Raw genomic sequence first — 25,189 nt, forward strand, 5'->3', positions numbered from 1 at the left:
TGGACACACCTTATCTTAAAATAGATAGTAAACATACATGATGGCAAATGTTGCACCACTTAGAAGTAATGTGCTTCCAAGGGTAATCGTAAGACCTTGCTTTTGAATCGTATTCGCAATCAATCCAGGCACGATGATTCCGATTCCGCGGAATTCTGCTATTTCAAACGGAACCACTGGATAGAAGAAATCAAATATGAGCTTTAAGGCAATTCCTGTAATCAGCATCGCCGCAAACTTTCTGCGTCCGTACAAAATCATAAATTTCGATAGACCAAAACGAACGATCACATATGTCAGCAAGCTGACAGATAAAACAACTAAAATGAAGACTGGCTGGTTAAAGACGAGTGCCAGATAACCTGGAACAACCAACCCAGCTGGTACGATTCCTGTTTTTTCTGCAAAGATTAAACTGAGTAGAACACCTAAAATTAACGAGATATAAAGATCTGATCCGAACATTTTCTATATTTCCTCCTAGCTGACAAGCTGCTTAATTTTGTATTCTTGAATTTTTTCGATTAAAGGTTCAGCGGCGCCGTGAATATTGCCGACTCCATAAACCACTCGATTATGAAGCTTTTTCTCAAGCATGTTCATAATTTGTTCTGTAGATTGATATTCAAGGTTGTGTAAGTGGTCAGCCGGAATTTTTCCATCCTCAAATGCCTTCACAATTGGATCTGTCGTTTCACCAATTAAGACAAGATCACTTGCTTCAATATAAGGAAGTACATCCTCCGCAAACTGGATCGTTCTATCTACGCGATCCGCACGACAGTTCATGATAATAATCGGTTCATCTGTTGGATACCCAATTTCCTTCACACGCTTCCAAATGTTCAATGTAGATGCTGCGTCATTAGCCGCAAATCCATTTACAAAATGTCCAGGTGTTTTTGCGTCCATTAATGGAAGAATTCTCATCGCTCCTGGATCAGGCGGCGCATTTAACATGCCTCTAAATGCCGTATCTTCATCAATTCCCAATGCTTGTGCGACACCAAGTGCAAGTGAAGCATTATCCGGGAACACCATGTACTCAAATTTCCGTAAATACTCATCGGTAATCTTGGAATTATCTGCAACAATCACTTCAGTATTGCGCTTTTTCGCAATCTCTTTAAAGAAATCTGTATATTCACTATCCGTAATAACCAAGTGCCCATTGTAAGGAATTGTCGCTGTAAAGGCTTCAGCTATTTCATCAAGAGTTGGTCCCATCACATCCATATGATCTTCAAGAACGTTTACGATCACGCCAATATTCGCTTGAAGCAGCTCTTCCTGAAAGATAATTTGGTAATCTGGATTCACCGCCATACATTCACTGACGATGGCATTTGCTCCTCTTTCAACGGTTTCTCTCATAACTTCTTTCTGCTCTCCGATATTTGGTCCTTGCGGTTTCCTTTTAATCGGTTTCTCTTCTGGCGTATCCCAATAAATCATTCTTGCATCCGTTCCTGTTGTTTTGCCGACAGTTTTATAACCTGCCTCCATTAAGATACCGGTTGTCAATCTTGTAACGGTAGACTTTCCGCGTATACCATTAATATTGACGCGTACCGGCAGGGCATCGATATTTTTCTGATGACGCTTCTTTTCAATAAAGCCAATCCCTAACATGATGACACAGGCTATAACGATTAACCACATCGCTTATCTACATCTCCTTTTTTTATGAGTGTGATATGTAAATTCAATCAACAGTATATAGGTTCAGCATAAAATCACAATCGGTATTATGTAACATAATCTTTCACTTCCTCGTATGCCAAATTCCTCTAATCAGAAGGCGTATTTGCCTATCTCACGCTCAAATGAAAAGGCCAAAAGACGGACAAAATGACGACTGAATTTCTGCTTCAAACAAGAGAAAGCGTTACCATCATACAGTGGAAAATCTTTTGTCCTTTTCTCCCTAAATTTTTCGACAATTATTAAGATGTATTTTGAATCAATGTTTTAAAGCCCTCTCATCTCTATGAAATCAGTCATATCAGCGCTTTAAATGAATAGTGCGTGTTTTAGAATATTTTATATTTTTAAATGAACAGGTTAGAAAGTCATCCTCATTGGTCAGAACGCTATGTGTTGACCTATGACAAAGGTCACCTCTCAAAAAATCAAGTCATCTGCTTATTTTCAGGTCACAAAAAATTGGGATAAGATGTCAAAGATTAATCATTTTGTTATAGACTCTTTTTACGATATTCACTCCTTATGACCTAAACAATGAAACATTATTCATTTCTTTTTATCAAGATTCATCATTTCTTAACATTTTTAATGTGATTTTAGTTGAAAGTTGTCGGTGCGTGTCATGCTTTCCCTAAAGATGACGCATAAAATCATCTTCTCGGCTTACACTATGGTTAAAAAATCTGTGAGAGGAGGCTAAAGATGCCAAATACGAATGAACAAACACGCTTACACTTTTTATCAGGTGGTTTTGAGGAAAAGATTCGGATTCTGAAAAAAGCATTTCAGCAAAGCGCTGATTTTGAATACCGGGAATTGATGGTGAATGAAACGAAATCAGTGCTGTTTTTTATTAAAACAAGAGTGGATGAAAGTAAATTAAACAACTTCATTATTGGCAACTTGCTTGGCCCTCCTGGAAAACAGGACTATGCAAAATCTCTTAGTTCACTCGAAACAGGTGACTTGACGCTGATTGTCGACAGCATTATTGCCGGAAGTATTGCCTTCCTTGATGAAAAATCCGCACAGATTAAAATATTTGCTGTCGGGCAGCCGCCACTGCGTTCCATTTCTGAACCTTCTTCTGAAAGTATTATTGCAGGCGCACATGATGGGTTTGTTGAGAGTTTAGATACCAATTTATATTTGCTGCGTTCACACTTAAATGATCGAAAACTTGCAATCCAGTATCATAAGGTCGGTACAAAATCTGAAACAAAGGTTGCGACGGTTTATATTTCTGATATTGCCAATCAAGAAAAGATAGATGAGGTTAACAAACGAATTTCTTCTATTAAAGTAGACACGCTGCTTAGCCCCGGTTCTATTGTAGAGGCGATTGAGGATGATTCGTATTCCATCTTCCCGCAGCTTATTGACACAGAACGACCTGACAAAGTGAGATCCGCCATTCTTGAAGGAAGAATTGTCGTCTTAATGGACGGCAGCCCAATGGCTATCATTCTGCCTATTACGTTCTTTAGCTTCTTTCAATCACCAGATGACTACAATAGTCGCTGGATTCCAGCTACGTTTATTCGTATTCTTCGTTATATTGCCTGTATCATCGCTGTGATTTTGCCTTCTTTTTATATAGCAGTCATCGGCTTTCATTATGAGGTAGTCCCGGATGAATTAGCGATTACGATGAAAAATTCCATTATCGGCATTCCTTTTCCGCCTTTAATAGAAGCTATGCTGATGGAGATTACGATTGAGCTCATACGCGAAGCTGGGGTGCGTCTGCCAAAGCCAATTGGACAGACCATTGGGATTGTAGGCGGTTTGGTCATTGGAGATGCGGTAGTAAAAGCTGGGCTCATTTCGAATGTTCTTATCGTTGTGGTCGCCGTGACCGCTGTTGCTTCCTTTGTTCTTCCTTCGTTTGAAATGACGTCTACCATCAGGATGCTGCGTTTTCCCCTCATGTTCATGGCATCGATGTTTGGGTTTATTGGCATTTCATTCGGCCTGTCGATCGTCCTGATGAATTTATGCCGCCTTGAATCACTAGGTGTCCCGTATTTATCTCCAGTAGCTCCATTTAACTGGCAGGACTTAAAAGACACTGTGATTCGGTTACCGATGTGGATGTATAAAAAGCGCCCTGTTTACTTAAATCCAAAAAAGAAAGAGCAAATTGAAAATTTGAGAGGATGGAAAAATCAAGATGAAAAATAAAATATCTCCATCTCAAGCTGTCTTTTTTATCATTCAATCTCAAATTGGTGTCGGTATTTTAGCTCTGCCTCATTTGCTTATGAAAGATATGGGGCATGATGGATGGATGGCTATCATTTTGGCCTGTTTTTTTATCCAAATCATCAATACCATTTTTATATATATCATTCACAAATATCCTGAGACATCATTTTTCGAAGCATTAATTCAGGTTTTTGGAAAATGGTTTGGGCGAATCTTAGTAGCTCTTTATACAGTTTATTTCGCCTCAGTCTGTATTGTCGTTCTATCTATTTTCACGAGAATTCTTGGCATTTGGGTGCTCCCACTCACACCAAATTGGGTCATAAATCTATTACTGATGATCTCCATCATTTACATTGCAAAGGAGCAGATTACAGCCATCGTCAGGTTTAACTTCATTCTAACGCCCTTTTTGCTTATGCTGTCTCTCTTAATGCTCTATTCATTAAAAGGAACCAATATCGACTATCTCATGCCTTTTTTTCAAGTGGACATTTCTCAAGTTTCACTCGGATTGAAGGATGTTGTACTATCTATGAATGGATTTGAGATGATTCTGATCATCTCTCCACTGATGAAAGGCACCATTAAAGCGCGATACAAGGTCATGACCATTGCCAATATATGCACGACACTTTACTACCTATTTATCACAGTGATTTGTTTTATGTTCTTCAGCCCGATTGAGCTCAATATCATTCCAAATCCTGTTCTTTATCTGTTAAAAACCATTTCGTTCGGTGTGATTGAACGGACAGATTTAATTTTTCTTAGTTTCTGGGTATTTGTCATTTTAGCCACACTCAGTAACTATCTCTACTTCTGTGCAAATGGCGTAGCAAGTATTCTCAAGAAAAAAGACCACAAAAAATACGTCTTTTATTTTGCCATTTTGATTTATGCGGCTAGCTGTTACCTTGCAACCGATAATTTTAGAATTCAGCGTTTTAATGATTTTACCACCATCGCTCAATATTCATTTATTTACACACTCCCTATCTTTATGGCCATTATCATCTTTATCAAACATCGCAAAGGGAAGGTGAAATCACATGCGTCATAAGTACATACTGACGTTGCTCATGTGTGTTTCTCTCATATTCATGCCTGGCTGCTGGGATCAAAATTTATTAAAGAACATCTCTCTTGTGTTAACCTCCGCTGTTGATCAAGGAGAGGATGACAATGCGAAATACTCAATCACTTATCGAAAAGTGCAGCAGTCTCAAAGTATGGAGCAAGGAAATACTGGCAGCTTTTTAACCACTCTTCTCACAACGGAAGCACCTACTTTAAGAAAAGCAAGAACCAACTTCAGCCGGATAGTGGATCAAAAAATAGACATGTCGAAAATGCGCGTGATGCTGATCGGTGATGAATTTGCCCAAAATCGTCTTCTGCCCTACTTAGATATGTTTTATCGTGATCCGAAAAGCCCCCTCCTCGCAAATCTTGCCGTTGTTCAAGGGGGGACCTGTGAAGAAGTGATTAACTCGCTGCTGAAGGAAAAACTCATCGTGAGTGACTATTTAAATAACTTGATCACAACCGCATCACGCTCCTCCCAAGTAGCACCTAAAAACATTCAAAGTATTCGATCTAAAATGCTTCAAACTGGAGAGGACTTCACACTGCCTTTAATCTATTTTGATCAATCGAAGAAATTAATCAGTGTAAAAGGTGTTGCCCTATTTGATAATGAGAAGAAGAAAGGCGAGTTGTACGGTCAAGATGCGATCTTGCTCACCGTCATGGACGGAAAAATGGGCAAGTATGCCAACTTCACAAAAAAAGTGAGAAGCGACATGAAGTCAAAAGAAAACAATTACATTACGATTCAAGTCACTGATGTAAAGAGAGACATCGAGATTCTAAATCCTGATCATCGAAACTTAACATACTCACTCAAATTTGAATTCGCAACTTCTGTCCTTGAGTACCCAAAAGATAATCTAGATACAGACAAAAAAATTGAAATGCTTAACAAAAAACTTTCAACCATCTTGACAAAAGAAGCAGAAAAAATTGTTGCTACATTACAAGAAGCAAATTCTGACGTCTTAAGCCTCGGCAGAAAATATAGAGTCAGACATTATGATGAGTATATGAAAATGAATTGGGTCACCGATTATCCAAAAGTGAAAATCATTCCAAAAATCAAAGTGAACATTACACAAACAGGCATTATTAGTTAAGAAAAGGAAGACGTCCTCTTTCTTTTCTTTTTTTATTTTTTTAAGATTGTTTTTTCAATGCTTTCGTGATAATCTATCTGTGTAAACGGTTACACACCAAAGAAGGGAGGCACTCCATTGGCTACAATTAAAGATGTTGCAAAAGCTGCTCAAGTGTCTGTTGCAACTGTTTCACGCGTGCTCAATGATACTGGATACGTCCATATTGATACGAAAACCCGTGTGACACAAGCGATGCAGGAGCTAAACTACTTCCCCAATGAAGTGGCACGATCCCTTTTTAAAAGAGAATCAAGATTAGTTGGTCTCATCTTACCTGATATCACAAACCCCTTCTTCCCTCAGCTGGCTAGAGGCGTTGAGGATGAGATTCATGCAAACGGTTTTCGCTTATTATTCGGAAACAGTGATGAAGATCGGGAGAAGGAAATGGCCTATTTACAAACCTTTAAGCAAAACCAGGTGGTCGGTGTCATCGCTGTCACAAACGAACCTGAATCGGATTTGTACAATGATGATGAACTGCCTGTTGTCTTCTTAGATCGTACCGTTCCAAATGCACCTTCTGTGTTTGCAGATGCTACGGCAGGTGGGAAAATGGCTGCAATGGAATTAATCAAACGCGGCAGTCAGCAAATCACATTGCTAAAAGGGCCCGCTCATCTTCAAACGGCGCGGCAAAGATTCAAAGGCGCACTTGATGTTCTGACTGAAGAAGGTGCTAACTTTCATGTGATGTCTAACGCTTCTTTTTCTTTTCAGGAAGCCCGAAAAAGCGCCAAGGCTCTTTTCAAGCTGTACCCTGAAACAGATGGCATCATTGCCAGCAATGACATCGTCGCAGCAGCCGTCGTACACGAAGCGCTTCGTATTGGAAAAGCCATTCCAGAAGACGTCCAAATCATTGGATTTGATGATATTCCGCAAAGCGAACTGCTCTTCCCTTCTTTATCAACGATCCGGCAGCCTGCCTATGATATGGGGAAAGAAGCCGCAAAGCTGATCATTAAAGCCATTCAAAAACAGCCAATAGATCAAGCAGTTATTCAAATGCCCGTCTCTTTTATTGAACGAGAGACCACAAGAAAGGTGGATTCACAATGAGTCAAATAGTTGTCGTAGGAAGTTGTTCCATGGATCTAGTTGTCACATCGAATAAGCGTCCCAATGCAGGAGAAACCGTCCTAGGCGAATCATTTAAAACGGTTCCTGGGGGAAAAGGAGCCAATCAAGCAGTAGCAAGCGCAAGGCTCGGTGCAGATGTATATATGATCGGCCGAGTTGGTGATGACGCGTATGGTCAGGAGATTATGAGCAATTTGCAAGCACAAGGTGTTCGCACCACCTATATGAAACCGGTTACCGAAATGGAAAGCGGAACAGCTCATATCATTTTAGCTGAAGGGGATAACAGCATTGTTGTCGTCAAAGGAGCAAACAATGAGGTAACACCTCATTATGTAAAAGGTGCTCTTTCTTCTATTGAAAATATCGGAATCGTCCTCATTCAGCAGGAAATTCCTGAAGAAACAGTCGAAGCCGTCTGCGCCATTTGCAGCGAAAAAGGGATTCCAGTCATCTTAAATCCCGCACCAGCTCGCAAAGTCTCTCAGCAAATATTAGATCAAGCTGCCTATATCACGCCAAACGAACACGAAGCAGCTCTTATGTTTGATGGACTCACCATAGCAGAAGCTTTGCGCCAATATCCAAACAAATTACTCATTACAGAAGGAAAAAATGGGGTTCGTTACTTTGATGGATCAAAAGAAGTGTTGGTACCGGGCTATCCTGTGAAAGCTGTCGACACTACAGGGGCTGGCGATACCTTTAACGGCGCTCTGGCTGTAGCACTAACAGAAGGAAAGTCCCTATACGACGCACTTGCCTTTGCCAACTTAGCCGCATCTATCTCAGTCACAAAATTTGGTGCCCAAGGCGGCATGCCAGCAAGAGAAGAATTGGAGAATAAGAAATGAAGAAAAATGGTATTTTAAATAGTCATATCGCCAAGGTGCTTGCTGACCTCGGTCATACAGATACAATTGTCATTGCAGACTGCGGCCTGCCCATTCCAGAAGGCCCGGTCAAAATCGACCTTGCATTATCCATCGGCACACCATCCTTTCAGGAGGTTACTTCCCTTCTTCTTGAGGAAATGGCCGTTGAACACATCACGATCGCCAGTGAAATCAAAGAAGCCAATGAGAGAGATCATTTATTTCTAAAGAAAGCGTTCTCACATCCGTTAGATGAAGTCGATCACGAGACATTTAAAGACATGACCAAACAGGCAAAAGCAGTGATTCGAACGGGTGAAGCCACCCCATACGCAAACTGCATTCTTCATGCCGGTGTCATCTTTTAAAAGGAGGAGCCACTTATGAACATTGAAATGCATAACATCCATAAGGCCTTTGGAAAAAACACCGTTCTCGCCGGGGTCTCCTTTGACCTCGTCACAGGTGAAGTCCATGCACTTATGGGTGAAAACGGGGCAGGAAAATCAACGTTAATGAATCTGCTGACAGGACTCTATTCCCTGGATCAAGGAACGATTCAAATCGACGGAAAAGAAACCGCTTTCAAGAATCCGAAAGAAGCCGAGCAGAACGGGATTGCCTTCATTCATCAGGAGCTGAATATATGGCCTGATATGACGGTACTCGAGAATTTATTTATCGGGAAAGAAATCTATACAAAACTTGGTCTCCTAGACACCAAGAAAATGAAAGCCCTCGCCCAAGCGCAGCTCGACCGATTATCTGTCAACCTATCTCTCGATCAAGAGGCAGGAAGCTGTTCTGTCGGCCAAAAGCAGATGATTGAGATTGCGAAAGCGTTAATGACCGATGCAAAGGTCATTATTATGGATGAACCAACAGCTGCTCTCACAGACCGTGAGATTGAAAAGCTATTTCAGGTTATTGAATCACTCAAAAAAGAAGGCGTTTCCATCGTCTACATTTCTCACCGGATGGAAGAAATCTTCGCCATCTGTGACCGAATAACCATCATGCGTGACGGGAAAACGGTCGATACGAAAGCGATACCGGACACGAATTTCCATGAAGTCGTCAAAAAAATGGTCGGCCGCGAATTAACCGATCGTTACCCTAAACGCACACCTTCTACTGGTGATACCGTCCTAGAAGTGAAGCAAGCAACGAGGAAAGGCCGCTTTCAAGATGTCAGTTTTTCCGTCAAAGCTGGAGAAATTGTCGGTGTTGCAGGCTTAATGGGCGCTGGCCGGACGGAAATGATGCGGTCGCTCTTTGGACTCGATCCCCTGGATCAAGGAGAAATTTGGGTTCATGGGAAAAAGGCTGTCATTAAAAAACCAAGTGATGCAGTTAAACTTGGCATCGGTTTTATCACGGAGGATCGTAAAGATGAAGGACTGATGCTGGATGCATCCATTCGGGAAAACATCGGCTTGCCTAACTTAGACAGCTTCTCTCCAAAGGGGCTGATCGATAAGAAAAACGAGCAGGACTTTGTTGATCTGCTCATCAAACGACTCACGATCAAAACCGCTTCATCTGAAATTTCTGCACGCAGCCTGTCCGGTGGAAATCAGCAAAAGGTCGTCATCGCCAAATGGATCGGCATTCAGCCGAAGGTGCTGATTTTAGATGAACCGACAAGAGGCGTCGACGTCGGGGCGAAACGAGAAATTTATCAGCTCATGAACGAGCTGACGGATCGAGGCGTTGCGATTTTGATGGTCTCCTCTGAGCTCCCAGAAGTTCTTGGGATGAGCGATCGAGTGCTTGTCATTCATGAAGGAACCATCAGCGGCGAATTAAGTAAAACAGAAGCTACACAAGAACGAATTATGACACTAGCTACAGGAGGGAAGTAACATGAAACCACTTACTTCAAATGGACGATTTGACAACATCATGCAAAAGCTTGGGCCATTCTTAGGACTCATCATCCTTGTTGCCATTGTTTCTATTTTAAATCCGGCCTTTTTAGAACCATTAAACATTTTAAACTTACTCAGACAGATCTCCATTAACGCCCTCATTGCCTTTGGCATGACGTTTGTTATTTTAACCGGAGGAATTGATTTGTCTGTCGGTGCCATTCTAGCGCTGTCTAGTGCTCTGACTGCCGGCTTTATTGTATCTGGTTTGGATCCGATTCTTGCCATCATCGTTGGATGTATCATCGGTGCCATCCTTGGAATGATCAACGGTCTTTTAATCACAAAAGGAAAAATGGCTCCTTTTATCGCAACACTTGCGACGATGACGATTTTCAGAGGATTGACGCTTGTTTATACAGACGGAAACCCAATTACTGGGCTCGGCTCTAACTATGCATTTCAGCTATTTGGCCGTGGATATTTCTTAGGCATTCCTGTTCCGGCGATCACCATGCTTCTCACCTTTATCGTTCTGTGGGTCTTGCTTCATAAAACACCTTTTGGCAGAAGAACGTATGCCATTGGCGGAAATGAAAAAGCAGCCCTCATCTCAGGTATTAAAGTACCACGCGTCAAAATTATGATTTACTCATTAGCCGGCTTTATGTCTGCTTTAGCAGGTGCGATCTTAACATCTCGTCTCAACTCAGCCCAACCAACAGCTGGTACGTCGTATGAACTTGATGCAATTGCTGCCGTTGTACTTGGCGGGACAAGCCTGTCCGGCGGAAGAGGGCGAATTGTCGGCACACTCATCGGGGTACTCATTATCGGGGTCTTGAACAATGGTATGAACTTACTTGGTGTTTCATCATTCTATCAGTCTGTTGTGAAAGGGATTGTCATCTTGATTGCAGTCCTACTCGACAGAAAGAAATCTGCTTAAGGAGGCAGCTGCTATGAAAAAATATGTAATCTTGATCGTGACTCTCTCATTATTCATGCTTTCTGCCTGCTCGCTTGAACCGCCAGAGTGGGCCAAATCAACAAAGGATGGCAAGAAAAAAGACATGAAAATCGGACTGTCGATCTCGACTTTAAATAACCCATTCTTCGTTTCTCTTAAAAACGGCGTGACAAAAGAAGCGAAAAAGCTTGGCATCGAAGTTGTCATTGCCGATGCACAAAATGATTCAGCCAAACAAACAAGTGATGTAGAAGATTTAATTCAACAAGGGGTCGATGCATTACTCATTAACCCAGCCGATTCCTCTGCCATATCAACGGCTGTCGAATCTGCGAATGCTTCAGACATACCGGTCATCACATTAGACCGCTCGGCAGAAAGCGGAAAGGTTGAAGCGCTTGTTGCTTCTGATAACATCAAAGGCGGCGAAATGGCAGCTAACTTTATTATCGACAAAGTCGGTAAAGGAGCAAAAGTGGCTGAACTAGAAGGTGTACCAGGTGCTTCTGCGACACGCGAACGAGGAAAAGGTTTTCATCAAATTGCAGACAAAAAGTTAGATGTCACAGCAAAACAAGCCGCTGACTTTGACCGGACAAAAGGGCTCAACGTGATGGAAAACCTTCTTCAAGGAAACCCTGACATCAAAGCCGTTTTTGCCCACAATGATGAAATGGCACTTGGCGCACTAGAGGCCATCCAAAGCTCTGGAAAAGACATTCTTGTCGTCGGTTTCGACGGTAATGAAGATGCACTCAACTCGATCAAAGCAGGAAAACTATCTGCAACAGTCGCGCAGCAGCCAGAGCTGATCGGTCAACTGGCAGTCGGCGCTGCTGACGATGTATTAAAAGGAAAAAAGGTAGAAAAAAATATCGCCGCTCCATTGAAACTAGAACAAAAGAAATAAACACTAAACCCCCGATAGCCTCGGGGGTTTTAGATTATAGACAAAGGCTGAAATGAACTTGATTTTAGCCCTTTGTCTTCTTTTCAGCGTGATAGAAAACCTTTGCAGTCTAGGAAGGACGAGCACCGGAGCAGAGCGAATTGACATTCGTGAGTACCGAAGCGCAGGACTGACAAAGAATGCGAGGGTTTGTCTACACGCTGGACCACCGATAGCCTCGGGGGTTTTAGATGTTATTCCGGTCTCTTCAGTACAAATGGCGTGCCTAAATGGGCATAATCATTACCTGCTAGGCGCGCGACTGGCTTTAATTCATTCGTAAAAATATATCCTTTTTCCGCATCATAGACGGATTCATCTAAATGCGCACACACCACCCGGCCAATGATATGATCGACTGTGATCTCCTCTTCATCATTTTGAAAGGTCAGATGTTTTTCCAGCTGACATTCAAAGCGAATGCGTGCTTCCTTGATTCCTGGTACTGACACCACGCTGCTCTTCACTTGATGAAGACCGGTACGAGTCAGCTCACTCTCTTCCTCTGGCAAAGTAGCAGCTGTTTCATTAATATCTTCAATCATCGCTTCATCACTCACATGGACAACAAATTCTTCCCTGTCGATGATATGTTTTGCTGTATCTTTCATCTCTCCTTGACGACGTCCAATAGAAACAGCGATCAGCGGAGGATGACCGCTGATGACATTAAAGAAACTAAATGGTGCAGCATTGACGACTTCTTCTTTAGAAAGGCTTGTAATAAATGCAATGGGTCTTGGAACGACGGAACCAGATAATACTTTATATGCTTCTTTTCGTGACAACTGATCCATTTGTAATGTAATCACTTCAGACATGCCTCCTCTTGTATGTAACGACATCATACCATACCCCGTTCTCTCTTCCCTTATTCCGGCTCACCGCGATGGAGAATATGATGGACAAGATGAAACAATGCCGGATTATGATTTTCTCGTTTATAAGAAATGGTCCATTCCGCGAGTAGCTGCTCACCTTCAATTGACCGATACACCACATCTAAATTAAATAAACGCCGGGCCGATGTTGGAATGACAGCAATTCCGATTCCCGCTGTGACAAGCCCAATGACCATTTGATATTCTGCTGCTTCCTGCACGATATTGGGTGAAAATCCGTACTTTTCACAAAGTAGGACAAAATGCTGATAAAGGGACGGCCATGATTCCTTTGATAAAGAAATAATCGGCTCATCACGAATATCTTCAATCGTGACTGCTTCTTTTTCCGCCAGCGGATGGTTTTTCGGAATCGCAAAAATACATTCACTTTGCTTCATTAAACGACTGACCAATTCTTCTTGCGGTGATGTAGGATGCAAAAAACCAATATCAATCTCACCATTCAAAAGCGCCTCAAGCTGCTGCGGGACAGAGAGCTGTTGCAGCTCAATACTGACAGAAGGGTACCGCTCTCTGAATTCACGGACAACTGGCGGCAGAATATCATATGTCGCTGTACCAACGAAACCGATGATAATCTTCCCAAGCTCCCCTCTTGCCGTATGCCGGGCATGATCAACGGCTTTATCAAGCTGATGCAGCACCCCCCGGACCTCATGTAAAAAAACCTTTCCAGCAGCTGTTAACTCCACCACCCTTTTAGACCGGTGAAACAAAGGAAATCCCAATTCTTCCTCAAACTGCTTAATTTGCTGACTAAGTGGAGGCTGTGTCATGTTCAATCGTGCGGCCGCTCTGCCGAAATGCAGCTCCTCCGCGACTGTGACAAAATACTGCAAATGTCTCAGTTCCATCCTTTCACTCCTCAAACACTTATTCGTGAAACATATTAAAACTACGTTAAACATATATTGGAAAATTTATTTTGTGAAATGTATAGTAAATCATATCATGAAAATATATTTTCATAAAAAATTTTACTTGCCGAAAGGAGTGCGGGGTAAATGAATTCTCAAACACAACCCCTAACAAAACGAGGAGCAGAGTTGATTGTCGATACGCTCATTGCCCAAGGTGTGACCCATGTTTTTGCGATTCCAGGTGCAAAAATTGATGCAGTATTTGATGTATTAAAAGACAGAGGTCCAGAGCTTGTGCTATGCAGACACGAACAAAATGCGGCATTCATGGCAGCAGCTGTCGGTCGTTTAACTGGCAAACCAGGCGTTTGTCTCGTCACATCAGGTCCTGGCGCATCCAATTTAGCGACAGGTCTATTAACAGCCAATACAGAAGGTGACCCTGTTGTTGCAATCGCTGGAAACGTCATCCGTGCGGATCGGCTCAAACGAACACATCAATCACTCGACAATGCGGCATTATTCAAACCAGTGACAAAATATAGCGTTGAAGTACAAGACGTAAACAATATACCAGAAGCCTTAACAAATGCTTTTCGCGCGGCACAAAGAGGTCAAGCTGGGGCAGCATTTATCAGCTTTCCACAAGATGTCGTGACCGAACACACCACACAAACACCAGTGTCTGCTCACCCTTCTCCAGAACTAGGTCCTGCACCAGATGCTCTCATCAGTTCGGCCATCGCCAAAATTCAAAATGCGCACTTACCTGTTGCAATTGTGGGAATGAAAGCTAGCCGTCCAGCTGCGGCAAATGCGACAAGAACATTATTAAAAACACTTGGTATCCCATTTGTCGAAACGTACCAAGGAGCCGGTGTTCTCTCAAGAGAGCTTGAGGCTCAATATGTGGGCAGAATCGGCTTATTCCGTAATCAGCCAGGCGACCTTCTCATTGAGAAAGCGGATGTGATTTTAACTATTGGCTTTGATCCAATCGAATACGATCCGAAGCATTGGAATTTGAAACCGCAGCAGCGTCAAATCATCCATGTGGATGACATGCAGGCAGATATTGACCATTTCTATGAACCGACGCTTGAGCTTGTGGGCAATATATCTGAAACGGTGCAACATCTAGCCCACGACAGCGTTCCACTTTCATTATGCAAAAAGAACGTAGATCTCGTTACAGAATTACAAGAGCTGTTAAGTGATATCGAAAAAGCACCAGAAAGAGAAAGTCATTTATCACACCCGCTGGATGTCATTCATACGTTGAGACGTATCATCCCAGATGACACGAAAGTGACATGTGATATCGGATCGCACGCTATTTGGATGTCTCGCCACTTCCGTGTTTATGAACCGAACACGTTCCTAGTGAGTAATGGAATGCAAACACTTGGCGTGGCATTACCATGGGCGATTGCAGCCTCCATATTGAATCCAGATGAAAAGATCATTTCAGTCTCAGGTGATGGCGGTTTTCTCTTCTCCGCCATGGAATTAGAAACAGCCGTGCGCATGAAAACAAATCTCGTTCATCTCGTTTGGAACGACAGCACATACGATATGGTGGCATTCCAGCAGGAAATGAAGTATGACCGTACGTCTTGTGTTGAGTTCGGTCAGATCGACTTAGTGAAATATGCAGAAAGCTTTGGAGCAACTGGATTACGTGTCAACTCACCTGAAGAGCTTTCAACTGTCCTTCAAAAGGGTATAAACATAAAAGGACCCGTTATTATTGATATTCCGATAGACTATCAAGACAACCCAGACCTCGCCAGTCAAAAATGGCCAGAAGTCTTTCGTGAAAAACACACAACGAACGTCAGATAAGACTTCGATACATTACGTTAAAGGAGTGAGCGGACATGGGTATGATGCACCCAATGAATCAACAAAATAACACAATACCGCAGGACAAAAAGCAAGAGGTCTATCAAGTATCAACCATGACCTCCTTGCTGGAAGCCGTATACGATGGAGATTTCTCCCTATCACATATTCCCGAGCACGGTGATTTTGGCATTGGCACATTCAATCAATTAGATGGGGAACTAATCGGCTTTGACGGCGCTTTTTATCGACTGCGCTCTGATGGAACAGCCACACCAGTAACCGATCAAGATTATTCACCATTCTGCTCTCTAGCATTTTTTGAAACGGACATCGTTCATCGAATTGATGCACCGATGACGTCCAAAGAGCTAGAGGAAGAAATCGACCGAATCTTACCGAGCAAGAATGTCTTTTATGCGATCCGCATCGATGGGTCATTCAAAAAGGTTCAAACCCGTACGGTTGAAAAACAGGAAAAACCTTACGTTCCGATGGTAGAGGCAGTCAAGTCACAGCCTATTTTCGATTTTGAAAATATTCGCGGGACGATCGCAGGCTTCCGTATACCACAGTACGCACATGGCATTGCGGTAAGCGGATATCATCTCCACTTTATTGATGATGATCGAAGCGTAGGCGGGCATGTATTTGATTACACTGTGGATCAAGTGACCATCCGAATTTCCCAAAAACGTCACATGAATTTACACCTTCCAAATACGCAGGAGTTCTTCCAAGCAGACATTGATCGTGCTGACCTTGCACAGCAAATTGCTAGTGCGGAAAGCAGCCCAGAAAAATAAAATGAAAACACCCCGGTGATGTCGGGGTGTTTTTTTATGCAAAAAGATATGTTATTTTCTTTTATTATTTCATTTCGTTACTCAATTAAAAATCAAACATTCTATTCGTAATAAAATATGATAGAATATCAACAGAAGAAAGGTGGTTATACGGTGGCACATGAATATCGCATTCCAAACTTAACATTAGATGAAAGGGATAAACAAATTCTTTCCTTATTACACGAGGACGGGCGTATGTCCTACACGGATCTAGGGAAACAAGTCGGCCTTTCCCGTGTTGCTGTACAAGCCCGTATTCAGCAACTCATTGAAGCAGGTGTCATTGAACGATTCACCGCTGTCATTAATCCAGCAAAGATCGGCATTCATGTCTCTGTCTTTTTTAACGTAGAGGTTGAGCCGAAATGTTTAGAAACAGTCGCCCTTCAGCTTGAGCAGGAAACAGCCGTCACAAGCCTTTATCATATGACAGGACCAAGCAAGCTGCATATGCATGGCATTTTTCAAAATGAACAGGAAATGGAGGCGTTCCTGACAAAGAAGCTGTACCCGCTTGAAGGCGTCGTCAGTGTTGACTGTCAAATGCTCATTAAACGATATAAAAGCCGAATGGGCATGAAATTGTAGATAGGAGTTGAACCACTTGCAATCATATCTTGAACTCATGATCGCCATGGTACGAACCGGTATTCTGGGATTTGGCGGAGGACCTTCTGTCATCCCGCTCATTCGCCATGAAGCGGTCGTCAAATACAAATGGATCAATGATGACGAATTTGGAGAAACACTCGCCATCGCCAACGCATTACCCGGACCGATTGCTACGAAAATGTCGGCATACCTCGGCTATCGATTAAAAGGTGTATCTGGCGCCATTGTTGCAACAGCTGCACATATTTTACCGACATGTCTCGCTATGGTGGCACTTGTTACACTTGTCAGCGTCTTAAGCTCTTCAGTCATCATTCAAAATATGATCGGTGCTGTGACACCAGTAATTGCCGTTCTGTTAGGAATGATGGCATATGAATTTGGACAAAAAGCGTTGAAGGGCTTCGGCATGATCTTCGGAATCGTCCTATTCCTTTTGGCATTTGTCGGTCTTCAAGTACTCTCGATTCATCCAGGAATCATTGTCATCATCTTTTTATGTTATGGTGCCTTTCATTTCAAACTGAAAGATCGCTGGACTCGAACAAATAAAGAGAAAGGAGTGTCTTCGTGATGCTGATTCTCTTTTTATTCTGGGCATTCTTCTTATCCAATCTGTTAGGGTATGGCGGAGGACCTGCCTCCATTCCGCTCAATTATGAAGAAATCGTCAATCATTTTCATTGGATGACGAACGAAGGGTTCTCCAATATGCTCGCATTAGCCAACGCACTTCCAGGTCCAATCGCTACGAAAATTGCGGCTTATGTAGGCTATGATGTCATGGGATGGCCAGGCTTTATCGTTGCACTGCTTGCCACGGTCCTGCCGTCTGCTATCGGATTGATCTTACTGCTAAAACTCATTGACCGTTTTCGCCAATCTTCTGTCGTCAAAGGCATGACTTTATCTGTGCAGCCTGTCATTGCGATGATGATGCTTTTATTAACATGGGAAATTGGCGGAGATGCCGTGAAAGCCATTGGCTGGACACAATCACTTGCCATTGCCGCCATTTCATTTTTCTTTATGACCAAATTCAAATTGCACCCTGCCTTTCTGATTGTGGCTGCATTTTTATATGGCGGATTCATTCTTCCGCATTAACGCAAAAACCGATAACACATGAAGTTATCGGTTTTTCTCATTACATATAAATAGGAGAGACAGACCTGCGTCCAATAGAATGATACTCGACACCAGCTACTTCTGCCGCTTCAAGCGTATGACAATTCCGGCCATCAAAAATGATCGGCTGCCTCATGAAATCTTTATAAGCTGAAAGTGGAAATGACTGAATATCCGCCCACTCAGTTAATATACAGACAGCATCAGCATCCTTGATCGCCTCTTCAATCGTTTGAGCAAAAAGGACTTGATCAGGCAGTTCTTGAGCTGCATTGCGAGCGGCAGCAGGATCATAGGCTACGATCTCCGCTCCTAATTGATGGAGCTGATGAGCGATCGGGATTGACGGCGCCTCTCTCATATCATCTGTATTCGGCTTAAAGGAAAGGCCAAGAAGAGCCATTCTCTTCCCTTCCAAGTTTTCTCCCATCCGCTCCTTCACACTTCGAATAAAACTTGCTCGCTGCTCATTGTTGACTTTGATGACAGCCTTCAATAGCTCAAAATCATGGGACACATGCCCTGCAATTTGGACAAGGGCATTAGTATCCTTCGGAAAACAGGAACCTCCGTAACCAATGCCTGCCCTAAGAAACGAAGCACCAATCCGCTGATCGAGTCCCATCCCCTCTGCAACTCTCTCAACATCAGCTCCCGTTTTTCCACAAATCGAAGCAATTTCATTCATGAAGCTGATTTTTGTGGCAAGAAATGCATTTGATGCGTATTTGATCATCTCTGCGCTTTTCCGATCTGTTCTCACGAATGGAATGTGGAAATCCGCATACATAGACTCTAGCTGATCTAATCCGTTCTTTGTTTCGGCTCCAATCACCAGCCGATCCGCCCGCAGCGTATCTGAGATGGCAGACCCTTCTCGTAAAAATTCTGGGTTCGATGCAATAAATAATGGCTCCTTACGACCTAACACGTGATGAATCAAATGATCAATTTGATCGCCCGTTCCGACAGGCACTGTACTTTTCACGACAAGCACTGCGCCTGGCTTTGCTTGTAAACCCATCTCCTTTGCCGCTTGAAAGACATACTGCAAATCAGCTTGACCGTCTGCCTGCTGCGGAGTACCGACAGCAATCATTAACACGTCAGCCTGCGAATAGGCTGACGCTCCATTAATGTGAAAACGAATGCGTCCTTGCTCCATATTCCGTTTGAGCAGTTCTTTTAATCCCGGCTCGTACATCGGAGGATTCCCTTGCTTCAGCTGCATGACCTTCCGCCGGTCAATATCCATACATGTCACATCATGTCCCGCCTCTGCTAAACACACCCCTGTGACAAGCCCTACATACCCACAGCCTGCAATCGCAACCTTCATGACACATCAGCTCCTCATACTCCTTATGCTTGTAATGTCATCGTATGCCGGGGATTTTCGTTCCATTCATAAAAGCATACAAAAACCCCCTGCTGAGAGAGCAGGGGGCTACTTTTATGAAACCAGGCCATTTCGAATATGAGCAATCAGATTTTCAAGCATTTCTTTTGTTGTGACATCATTGGAATTTTCACCAATATCATGAGCGTACATCAAAATCTTTAAAAACTCTTCTTGATTTAAACCCTTATTATCCATGTCTGTATCCTTTCGATTCCACTAATTTCATTATTATATGCTGTATGGTTGGTTTATGCAATACTCTAATACATCATTCGACAGCTTTTGAAATTTATGACCATTTTCATGAAAAACTTTTTTATAAATCACCATTGAGCTATAATAAAAGAATTGGAATCTTTTACTTGGTTAGGAGCGGGTCAAATGCTTCAGCACAACATCAACGAAGAAGAAATCAAACAAACAGCCGAACAGATCAAAGAACTTCTTCCTGCAACAGATGAAAACAAGCAACTCATCAAAAAAGCATTGATTACTTATAGACAGGACAGCGTATATCGGCTCAAGCAAGAGTCTGATACCGAATGGTCAGCTTATGTACATGATGTCGTGGCAGCAAGAGTCCACCTTCATGTGCTGTTTCCAGTGAGAAGCAGCTGCTCATGTCCAGCTGATGGACTATGTAAACACATCCTCGCTGTCTTCTTTTCGCTATACGCTCAAGTAGAGAGTGTGACCGGCTTTACAGAAAATTGGTCAGAGAAGGATGAATTACAGCGCAGCAAAGAACTCATTCGCCAGCACTTCCAAGTGAAGCGCCCAGATGAACAATCACTTCAGAGCTGGCTGAATTTTTTCCAGGAGGAATTTCACCTCTGGCTGAAACGGACACCGAAGCACCAGCAAACGCCACAGCATTTGTATTACGGCTATTTATCGATCCTAAAAAAACACGCACCCACTTCACCTGAATTCAAGAGTTTGTATGCGATTCATACGTCCATCGATGTGTGGTTAAGGCTCCATGAGCTCATCGATCTCGGCCGTCTTGATGCCGAAAAAGACTTTTATTCGATGAATCCATATGTAGAACAGCTCATGAACACCATTTTTGATTCAGTGGATCATTTGAGGACATACGCCCTTTCCTTTTCCCTCGATCCGTTTCTTGAAAACACACCAACTGCCGTTCGGACACTTCTTCAAATCAGCGGACCTTTCCAGCATGAACGAGTTGCGGTCTTTATGGAGATTTGGGGAACTATATTAAATAGAGGGAAATGGGTCAAAAAAGAAACAGAATTACTCAAGAGCGCCCAACAGCAGGAACAAACGGTTGAGCGAACCATTGGGCTCATGCATATGGATTATTTGCTAAAAGAAGACGAAAGACTCTTCCAGCAATTAAAATTGCTCAATGCAGATATGCTGCCGAATGTGCTCAATTGGCTAAAGGATCTCACAAATCGCAAGGACTGGAAGCGTCTCAAACTTTGGTATCAAGAGATCACATATGTATTAGAAGAATATTGTCAGCTTGACCTATCTTATAGAGAACTGCGTGGAGCCGTCAGCGATTTCTTCTTTTATTTAGACGCGTACTTTAAACAGACGAAAGATCATTTCTTGTATGAACGCTATCTCCAAATCTGTATGCCTTATGCATTTACTGAATATAGTCAGCTCTTATATGCACAAGAACGCTATGCAGAATGGATTGAAATACACAGCCTCGTTGGTTTCTCCATCAGTGAATTGGAGAAAGAACTGATCAAACAGATTGCAAAGGAAGAGCCTGAAGCACTCATTCCTTCGTACCACCGGGAAATCTCACTGCTTCTCGATCAAAAGAATCGAAGTGCTTACCGGGAATCTGTGAAAATGCTCAAAAAACTGCGTACGCTTTATCATAAAACGAAAAAAACCGCGGTGTGGGAAAGATATGTACAGCAGCTGCAAGATTCAACAAAACGGCTGCGTGCGTTCCAAGAGGAAATGAAGAAAGGAAAATTATTTGATGACACGCCATAAACAAATTGTCATTCATGCAGAACAAACCGAAGATTTCTCTTTCACCATTTCAGCGCAAGCAGAGGACGGACAGCCTGTACCGCTAAATGAAATGAAGAGGCAGCTTTTCCAATGGCACGAATCATCTTTTTACGGAACATTCTTAGAAGATGTGAGCTTTATTGGCACACCTGCCTTCCTGTTAAGTCCTTGGATGACCGTTGAATTGCTAGGGAAAAATTCATTCAATACTTTCAGCCATGTGACGTTAACGGATGAAACAGAGCCGCTTATGAAAACAGCCTCAACCATTTACGAATTCATCGAGGATGAAGATTTTGTACCAGATTTCGAGGCATGGACAAAAGGCATGCTTCGCTTTAAAGACAAAGAAGGCCTGTTAGATGGTTACACAGCTGATTGGTTCTCCTTTGCCGTACAGGATTACATTCAATATGATGATGCCTTGCAGCACAAATGGAACCGAATGACTGCTCAATCGCCTGCTCTTTCCTCCTTCCAGGGACATTTTTTAGATGAACAGGATTTCTTGGAAACGATCGGCTGGATCGATGATGAGACGCCTTTCACTGTCGGCTTGCGTTTAAATGAGCCTGATTTCGACGGGGATGATTGGAAAATTGAATTGTTTTTGCGTGATAAGAAAAACAGTGATCTGCATTTCTTTGAAGGCATCCGTTCTTTAAAAAAATCATGGCGTCCGTTTCAAGAAAAGATCACCAGAGAGTTGGAGCGGTTCGGTCAGATTGTCCCTTGGCTCTCATTTACATCTGGTACCACCCTCATGTCAGAAGAAGAAGCGTGGCTCTTCCTATCTGAAGCGAGTGAAACACTTGTGAACATGGGGATTGAGATCCTGCTCCCATCATGGTGGCAGATCGTCAAAGAAAGCACCATGATGCTAAAAGCACGGATTTCCTCCACACCACGAGGCGAATCGCACGTTGGAATGGATGCCCTTATGGACTTTAATTGGCGCTTTGCCACAAACGGTATTGAGCTGACAGAAGATGAGTTCAACGAGCTTGTTCAAAGTAAACGTCGTCTTGTCAACATTCGTGGACAATGGATTAAAATCGATCCGACCTTTATCCAGCAAATGAAGAAATGGATGGAGCGCGCTGAGAACGAAGGACTTCATATGTCGGATATTTTATCACGTGAACTCGCAGACCAAGAGGCCTCCTCTGAGTCGATTCCTGAGCTGCTAGACAGTTCGGCCTTTGCCCATATTCAATTTGAACTTTCGTCTCAATTACGAGGGCTTGTTCATCAGTTAAATGATACACAAGAGCTGCCATCCTATGAGATGAGTGAGTCCTTTAAGGGCACACTGCGCCCGTATCAGCAGCACGGTGTCAACTGGCTTCTGTTCTTAAGGTCTCATGGATTCGGGGCTTGTTTAGCAGATGATATGGGACTTGGAAAAACGATTCAAATGATCGCTTATTTCACCTATTTGAAGGAGCATCAACAAGACGCCGCTCCATCTCTCATCATTGCACCGACTTCCGTATTAGGGAACTGGCAAAGAGAGCTTGAAACATTCGCACCACATTTGAATGTCGCTCTGCATTATGGACCATCACGTCCACAAGGTGAGAACTTTACAAAAGCGTACGAATCAACAGATATCGTCCTCACTTCGTATGGTCTCTCACATTCTGACCGTGATGAATTAACAGCAGCCAAATGGAATACCATTTGCTTAGACGAAGCCCAGAACATTAAAAATGCCCACACGAAACAATCGAGAGCCATTAGGCAATTAAAAGGACAGCACCACATTGCCCTCAGCGGGACACCGATGGAGAACCGCTTGACAGAGCTTTGGTCTATTTTCGACTTCGTGAACAAAGGATATCTCGGCAGCCTGACCAGTTTTCATAAAAAGTTCGTCCTTCCGATTGAAAAAGACCGTGAAGAAAAAAGAATCCAACAGCTGCAGCAGCTGATCAAGCCATTCTTATTAAGACGAACAAAACAAGATGAAGAAGTCGCACTCAATCTGCCAGAGAAACTAGAAGAAAAAGAATTCATCCCGTTATCTGCAGAGCAGGCATCTTTATATGAACAGCTGGTCAAAGATACATTCGAACATATGGCCTCATTAACAGGGATGCAGCGGAAAGCCATCATTTTAAGTATGCTTGGCAGACTCAAACAAATTTGCGATCACCCTGCTCTTTATTTAAAAGAGAGCGGAGCAGATGTGAAATTGTTGAAGCGTTCATTAAAAATGGATAAATTAGCAGAGCTGTTAAAAGCCATACACGAACAAGGAGAAAGCTGTCTCATTTTTACGCAGTATATTGAAATGGGCAACATGATCAAACAGCTCGCCGAAAAGATGTTTGGAGAACCAGTTCAATTTTTAAATGGGAGCTTATCAAAACATGATCGGGACAAAATGGTGGAACGTTTCCAGAAAAAAGAGTTCAACATCTTAATTCTTTCTTTAAAAGCAGGAGGAACCGGACTAAACTTAACCGCCGCCAATCATGTCATTCACTACGATAGATGGTGGAATCCTGCTGTAGAAAACCAAGCAACAGACCGTGCTTACCGCATCGGGCAAAAGCGGTTTGTTCACGTCCATAAGATGATCACAACCGGCACGATAGAGGAAAAAATTGATCAAATGCTCGAAACAAAACAAACGTTAAATGATCAAATTATCCAAAGTGAAAGCTGGATTACAGAGCTGTCAACGAACGAACTAGAAGATTTATTCACGTTAAGTGCAGCCGCTCAATCATCGTAATGACAGCAAAAAGAGGACTTTTCTCAAACTTGATGAAAAGTCCTCTTTTTTTAATCTCATCTAAAGGAATGCTTAAATTTGCAGCTTTTTCAATGCAGATTTCACATTCATATACGTGTTCAACTCACGGAAGTCCTCTCTCATTTCTCCCATTTTCATCGCAAGATTTGGTTTAATACCTGTCACGATCAGTTCTGTGCCAGTCATTAAAATCAAATCGTTCAGCTTAAAGATCGCATCCGCCACAAATGAATCCACTTCTAATAGACCAGACAGATCCACAATAAAGTAATCGTCTTTGGATTGAGAGATATAAGTGGAGACTGTTGAGATGATTTTATCAAACCTTGGCGCTGTTAACGTACCAATGATCGGCAGGACAGAAATACCATCCTTCACCGGAACAATCGGGACAGAAATATTCAATACTTCATCAATGGATTGCTCAAGAAGCTCTTGCTGTTCCATCTCTTTCGTAACATCCTTTTGCAGACCAACGAAATAAAGGCGTTTCCCTTCATTTTCATCAATCCATAGAGGCGCCACACTTAACTCGTTCCAAAACATTTGACCAGATTTTTTATAGTTTTTCAACTGTACAGTGACAGCCTCTTTGTTTTCAATGGCTGCCCTAATTTGTTTGAGAGCAATCTGTTCAGTTTCATCTCCTTGAAGGAAACGACAGTTCTTTCCTAATACTTCGGTTTCTTGATAGCCTGTCATATCTAAAAAGCCCTTGTTCACATATATTAAAGGATTATCAGGTAAAGACGGGTCCGTCACCGTCAGGCCAACCTGAGTATAGTCTAAGGCTTCCTTGATTAAATGCAGATTGTCGGACTTATAAGATTCCAGCGCCATTCGTTTACTCTCCTTAACTTCCTTACAAGCGGGTTATATTCATAATTAAATTATATGATGTTCCATAGCGGGTGT

At 42.6% G+C, this 25,189-nt stretch carries 23 protein-coding genes; 16 read left to right on the forward strand and 7 right to left on the reverse strand.

Annotation, left to right across the window (positions count from 1 at the left end):
• Nucleotides 1–15 precede the first annotated feature (15 nt).
• Together pgsC and pgsB are read right to left on the reverse strand one after the other, a co-directional pair.
• Nucleotides 16–465, reverse strand: a complete 450-nt coding sequence (gene pgsC, locus MHI20_RS10760) for a poly-gamma-glutamate biosynthesis protein PgsC (RefSeq protein WP_007497520.1) — start codon at nucleotides 463–465, stop codon at nucleotides 16–18.
• A 15-nt stretch (nucleotides 466–480) separates the two neighbouring features.
• Nucleotides 481–1,662 (reverse strand): poly-gamma-glutamate synthase PgsB, encoded by a 1,182-nt coding sequence (pgsB, locus tag MHI20_RS10765; RefSeq protein WP_007497522.1) that lies wholly within the window; start codon nucleotides 1,660–1,662, stop codon nucleotides 481–483.
• 747 nt (nucleotides 1,663–2,409) lie between these two features.
• On the opposite strand from pgsB, the gene MHI20_RS10770 reads away from it, so the two are divergent.
• The 9 genes from MHI20_RS10770 to rbsB all read left to right on the forward strand — a co-directional run bounded on the left by MHI20_RS10770 (nucleotide 2,410) and on the right by rbsB (nucleotide 11,861).
• Nucleotides 2,410–3,891, forward strand: coding sequence for a spore germination protein (locus tag MHI20_RS10770; protein WP_045033954.1), 1,482 nt, complete (start codon nucleotides 2,410–2,412; stop codon nucleotides 3,889–3,891).
• Entirely contained in the window at nucleotides 3,881–4,978 is a 1,098-nt protein-coding gene (locus MHI20_RS10775) for a GerAB/ArcD/ProY family transporter (RefSeq protein WP_041091439.1), read from the forward strand. Before MHI20_RS10770 ends, MHI20_RS10775 begins: the two co-directional genes overlap by 11 nt.
• Entirely contained in the window at nucleotides 4,968–6,110 is a 1,143-nt protein-coding gene (locus tag MHI20_RS10780; protein ID WP_203143776.1) for a Ger(x)C family spore germination protein, read from the forward strand. Before MHI20_RS10775 ends, MHI20_RS10780 begins: the two co-directional genes overlap by 11 nt.
• Before the next feature lie 117 nt (nucleotides 6,111–6,227).
• On the forward strand, nucleotides 6,228–7,214 hold the full coding sequence (locus MHI20_RS10785; RefSeq protein WP_008343265.1) for a LacI family DNA-binding transcriptional regulator: 987 nt from the start codon (nucleotides 6,228–6,230) through the stop codon (nucleotides 7,212–7,214).
• Nucleotides 7,211–8,089 (forward strand): ribokinase, encoded by an 879-nt coding sequence (gene rbsK / locus MHI20_RS10790; RefSeq protein WP_277687531.1) that lies wholly within the window; start codon nucleotides 7,211–7,213, stop codon nucleotides 8,087–8,089. The genes MHI20_RS10785 and rbsK overlap by 4 nt, the downstream gene beginning before the upstream one ends.
• A complete protein-coding gene (rbsD, locus tag MHI20_RS10795) occupies nucleotides 8,086–8,478 on the forward strand; it encodes a D-ribose pyranase (protein WP_017360008.1) in 393 nt (130 codons plus the stop codon). Before rbsK ends, rbsD begins: the two co-directional genes overlap by 4 nt.
• Before the next feature lie 15 nt (nucleotides 8,479–8,493).
• Complete coding sequence (locus tag MHI20_RS10800; protein ID WP_277687530.1) at nucleotides 8,494–9,975, forward strand: sugar ABC transporter ATP-binding protein; 1,482 nt, start codon at nucleotides 8,494–8,496, stop codon at nucleotides 9,973–9,975.
• A 1-nt stretch (nucleotide 9,976) separates the two neighbouring features.
• Nucleotides 9,977–10,930 carry a ribose ABC transporter permease RbsC gene (gene rbsC / locus MHI20_RS10805; RefSeq protein WP_007497532.1) on the forward strand — a complete coding sequence of 318 codons (954 nt, stop codon included), beginning with the start codon at nucleotides 9,977–9,979 and terminating at the stop codon, nucleotides 10,928–10,930.
• 13 nt (nucleotides 10,931–10,943) lie between these two features.
• The gene (gene rbsB / locus MHI20_RS10810) at nucleotides 10,944–11,861 is read left to right on the forward strand and encodes a ribose ABC transporter substrate-binding protein RbsB (RefSeq protein WP_024718716.1); all 918 of its coding nucleotides are present in this window, start codon (nucleotides 10,944–10,946) and stop codon (nucleotides 11,859–11,861) included.
• 233 nt (nucleotides 11,862–12,094) lie between these two features.
• Here rbsB and MHI20_RS10815 read toward each other — a convergent pair whose 3' ends face one another.
• Entirely contained in the window at nucleotides 12,095–12,712 is a 618-nt protein-coding gene (locus MHI20_RS10815) for a flavin reductase family protein (RefSeq protein WP_178897391.1), read from the reverse strand.
• 59 nt (nucleotides 12,713–12,771) lie between these two features.
• Complete coding sequence (gene alsR, locus MHI20_RS10820) at nucleotides 12,772–13,659, reverse strand: acetoin biosynthesis transcriptional regulator AlsR (protein ID WP_144666312.1); 888 nt, start codon at nucleotides 13,657–13,659, stop codon at nucleotides 12,772–12,774.
• Nucleotides 13,660–13,809: 150 nt separating this feature from the next.
• On the opposite strand from alsR, the gene alsS reads away from it, so the two are divergent.
• From alsS to MHI20_RS10845, 5 genes are all read left to right on the forward strand, one after another.
• Nucleotides 13,810–15,510 (forward strand): acetolactate synthase AlsS, encoded by a 1,701-nt coding sequence (gene alsS, locus MHI20_RS10825; RefSeq protein ID WP_256688767.1) that lies wholly within the window; start codon nucleotides 13,810–13,812, stop codon nucleotides 15,508–15,510.
• 44 nt (nucleotides 15,511–15,554) lie between these two features.
• Entirely contained in the window at nucleotides 15,555–16,316 is a 762-nt protein-coding gene (gene budA, locus MHI20_RS10830; protein WP_414642645.1) for an acetolactate decarboxylase, read from the forward strand.
• A gap of 153 nt (nucleotides 16,317–16,469) precedes the next feature.
• Entirely contained in the window at nucleotides 16,470–16,946 is a 477-nt protein-coding gene (locus MHI20_RS10835) for an Lrp/AsnC family transcriptional regulator (RefSeq protein ID WP_277687527.1), read from the forward strand.
• Nucleotides 16,947–16,983: 37 nt separating this feature from the next.
• Nucleotides 16,984–17,544 (forward strand): chromate transporter, encoded by a 561-nt coding sequence (locus MHI20_RS10840; protein ID WP_034647433.1) that lies wholly within the window; start codon nucleotides 16,984–16,986, stop codon nucleotides 17,542–17,544.
• Nucleotides 17,544–18,077 carry a chromate transporter gene (locus tag MHI20_RS10845; protein ID WP_007497548.1) on the forward strand — a complete coding sequence of 178 codons (534 nt, stop codon included), beginning with the start codon at nucleotides 17,544–17,546 and terminating at the stop codon, nucleotides 18,075–18,077. Before MHI20_RS10840 ends, MHI20_RS10845 begins: the two co-directional genes overlap by 1 nt.
• A gap of 40 nt (nucleotides 18,078–18,117) precedes the next feature.
• On the opposite strand, the gene MHI20_RS10850 is transcribed toward MHI20_RS10845, so the two are convergent.
• Nucleotides 18,118–19,437 carry a UDP-glucose dehydrogenase family protein gene (locus tag MHI20_RS10850; protein WP_340938195.1) on the reverse strand — a complete coding sequence of 440 codons (1,320 nt, stop codon included), beginning with the start codon at nucleotides 19,435–19,437 and terminating at the stop codon, nucleotides 18,118–18,120.
• A gap of 114 nt (nucleotides 19,438–19,551) precedes the next feature.
• Entirely contained in the window at nucleotides 19,552–19,695 is a 144-nt protein-coding gene (locus tag MHI20_RS10855; RefSeq protein ID WP_003214884.1) for a hypothetical protein, read from the reverse strand.
• Between the two features lie 186 nt (nucleotides 19,696–19,881).
• On the opposite strand from MHI20_RS10855, the gene MHI20_RS10860 reads away from it, so the two are divergent.
• Together MHI20_RS10860 and MHI20_RS10865 are read left to right on the forward strand one after the other, a co-directional pair.
• Nucleotides 19,882–21,489, forward strand: coding sequence for an SWIM zinc finger family protein (locus MHI20_RS10860; protein WP_340938197.1), 1,608 nt, complete (start codon nucleotides 19,882–19,884; stop codon nucleotides 21,487–21,489).
• Nucleotides 21,476–24,253, forward strand: a complete 2,778-nt coding sequence (locus MHI20_RS10865; RefSeq protein WP_340938199.1) for a DEAD/DEAH box helicase — start codon at nucleotides 21,476–21,478, stop codon at nucleotides 24,251–24,253. The genes MHI20_RS10860 and MHI20_RS10865 overlap by 14 nt, the downstream gene beginning before the upstream one ends.
• A gap of 72 nt (nucleotides 24,254–24,325) precedes the next feature.
• On the opposite strand, the gene MHI20_RS10870 is transcribed toward MHI20_RS10865, so the two are convergent.
• A complete protein-coding gene (locus MHI20_RS10870; RefSeq protein WP_251210523.1) occupies nucleotides 24,326–25,114 on the reverse strand; it encodes an STAS domain-containing protein in 789 nt (262 codons plus the stop codon).
• Nucleotides 25,115–25,189: the final 75 nt, after the last annotated feature.

Source organism: Bacillus sp. FSL K6-1106 (genome assembly GCF_038005245.1).
GTDB lineage: Bacteria > Bacillota > Bacilli > Bacillales > Bacillaceae > Bacillus > Bacillus altitudinis.